Raw genomic sequence first — 2,569 nt, 5'->3', positions numbered from 1 at the left:
GCCACCGAGCGCGGCGAGGTGGACCTGGGGCTCGCCAACCACTACTACACCCTGCGGCTGAAGGCGGGCATGCCGGATGCCTCGGTGGCACTGGCCTTCACCCGCGGCGACGCCGGCTCGCTGCTCAACGCCGCGGGCGCCATGGTGCTGAACCCCGGGGACACGGCCTTCAATTTCGTGCGCTACCTGCTCACGCGCGAAGTCCAGGGCTACCTTGCCCGCGAGGCCTACGAGATCCCGCTGGTCTCCGGCGTGGACATGCCCGAGGGCCTGCCGCCGCTGTCGCGGATCCAGCCGCCGGACATGGACCTCACCCGGCTCTCGGAGCTCCAGCCCACGCTCGCCCTGATGCGTGACGTCGGGGTGCTGTGAGGCGGGCGCCGCTCTCCTATCCCCTGGCGGCGGTGGTTGCCGCGGCGGCACTGCTGCCGGTGGCGGTGCTGCTCTATCTGGGCGTGGGGGCCGGCCCGGCGCTGAGCCCCCGCGCGCTGGGCATCCTCGGCGAGACCGCCCTGCTCACCGGCCTGAGCGTCGCCGGCGCCGTGCTCATCGGCGTGCCGCTGGCCGTGGCGAGCGCCTGCATCGAGCTGCCCCTGCGCCGCTTCTGGCTCGTCGCCCTCACCGCCCCCCTGGCAATGCCCAGCTACATCGGCGCGTTCGCGCTGTTCGCGGCGTTCGGCCCGGGCGGCGAGATCGAGAACCTGCTGGGTCTCACCACACCGCCGGTACGGGGCCTGTCGGGCGCGGCGCTGGTCATGGCGCTTTACACCTACCCGTTCGTGCTGCTGACCACGCGTGCCTCGCTGCGGGGGCTGGACGCCGGGCTCGTGGACGCCGCCCGGACCCTGGGCCTGTCCCTGCCCATGGCGCTGCTGCGCGTGGTGCTGCCGCGGGTGCGCAACGGCATTGCCGCGGGGGCGCTGCTGTCAGCGCTGTACACCCTCTCGGACTTCGCCACGCCGGCGATCATGCAGGTCGACACCTTCACCCGGGTCATCTTCATCGAGTACAACGCGTTCGGCCTCTCCCGCGCCGCGCTGCTGTCGCTGCAGCTGCTGACCCTGGTCGCGGTGGTACTGTTCCTCGAATCCCGCGTGGGCAGCGAGCGCGAGCGCCCGGGACGGCCGCTCAGCCTGCGCCTGCAGGCGCTGCCCACGACGGCGGTCCTGGTGCCCGCCGCGCTGGTGCTCGCCGCCGCGATCGGCCTGCCGCTGGCGGTCTTCGGGGCGTGGCTCGCGCGCGAGGGCACCGCCGGCTTCGACCCGGCAATCGCGCTGAATTCCGCCTACACGGCCGCGCTGGCCGCGTTGGGCACGGTCATCATCGCCCTGCCGGTCGCCTACGCCGCCTCCGCCGGGCGTTTCGGCCGCGGCCTCGAACGGGTCACCTATCTGGGCTTCGGCATCCCCGGGATCGTCATGGGCACGGCTCTGGTCTACGTCGGCCTGCGCGTGCCCTTCCTCTACCAGACCCTGGCCCTGCTGATCCTCGCGTATATGCTACGATTCCTGCCGCTCGCGGTCGGCGCCGTACGCTCGACCAACGAACGCCTGGACCGCAACCTCGTGGGCGCGGCGCGCAGCCTCGGCGCCACACCGGCGGAGGCGTTCCGGCGCATCACCCTGCCGCTGACGCTGCGGGGGATCATCGCCGGTGCCGCGCTGGTGTTCCTGGAGGTCATGCGTGAGCTGCCCGCCACCCTGCTGCTGCGGCCCACCGGATTCGAATCCCTCGCTACGGAGCTGTGGCGGGTCTACGAGGCCGGCTACTTCGGCCGCGCGGCGGTCCCCGGGCTGCTGCTGGTGCTGGTCTCCGGGCTGGCGCTGCTGGTCATGACGGCGGGCGAGCAACGTATCGATAACGCACCGGCAAGAGACAGGCAACGCTGATGCTGGCGGTTCGCGACCTCTGTGTCCGCTACGGGCGGACCACCGTCCTCGACGACGTGAGCTTCGAGCTCGATGACGGCGAGATCCTCACCCTGGTCGGCCCCACGGGCTGCGGCAAGACCACGACGCTGCGCGTGGTCGCGGGGCTGGAGCGCCCGGGTTCCGGGGCGCTGGAGATCGACGGCGTGCACATCGACCGCGACCGCTTCGTGCCCCCGGAGAAGCGCCGCACCGGCCTGGTGTTCCAGGACTTCGCCCTGTTCCCCCACCTCTGCGTGGCCGAGAACATCGGCTTCCGCGTGCGCGATCGCGCCCGGGTCACGCACTGGATGCGGGTGCTCGGTATCGAGCCGCTCGCCGATGCCTATCCGGACACCCTCTCCGGCGGCCAGAAGCAGCGCGTCGCCCTGGCGCGCTCGCTCGCCCACGAGCCGTCGCTGATCCTGCTCGACGAGCCCCTGTCCAACCTCGATGCCGCGCTGAAGGCGGAGCTGCGCTGGGAGATCCGGGCGGCACTCAAGGAGGCCGGTGTGGGGGCGCTGTGGGTCACCCACGACCAGGACGAGGCCCTGTCCATCGGCGACCGCGTGGGCATCATGCGCGCCGGCCGGCTGGAGCAGCTCGGCCCGCCGGAACAGTGCTTCAGCGCCCCCGCCAGCCGTTTCGTCGCGCAGTTCCTC

The 2,569-nt window shown here is 72.2% G+C and carries 2 protein-coding genes and 1 pseudogene; all 3 read left to right on the top strand.

Going from position 1 to position 2,569, the window contains the following annotated elements:
• Window positions 1-372 (top strand): annotated as a pseudogene (locus G7A99_RS17955) (ABC transporter substrate-binding protein); the annotation flags it as partial.
• Window positions 369-1,889 (top strand): iron ABC transporter permease, encoded by a 1,521-nt coding sequence (locus tag G7A99_RS17950; protein WP_163142742.1) that lies wholly within the window; start codon window positions 369-371, stop codon window positions 1,887-1,889. The pseudogene G7A99_RS17955 and the gene G7A99_RS17950, both read left to right, overlap by 4 nt.
• On the top strand, window positions 1,889-2,569 hold a 681-nt coding region (locus G7A99_RS17945), incomplete at its 3' end, for an ABC transporter ATP-binding protein (protein ID WP_163142739.1). The genes G7A99_RS17950 and G7A99_RS17945, both read left to right, overlap by 1 nt.

The sequence above is a fragment of the Arhodomonas sp. KWT genome (assembly GCF_010993615.1).
Note: the sequence above shows the minus strand (reverse complement) of the source record. Positions and strands in the feature narration are given on the sequence as shown.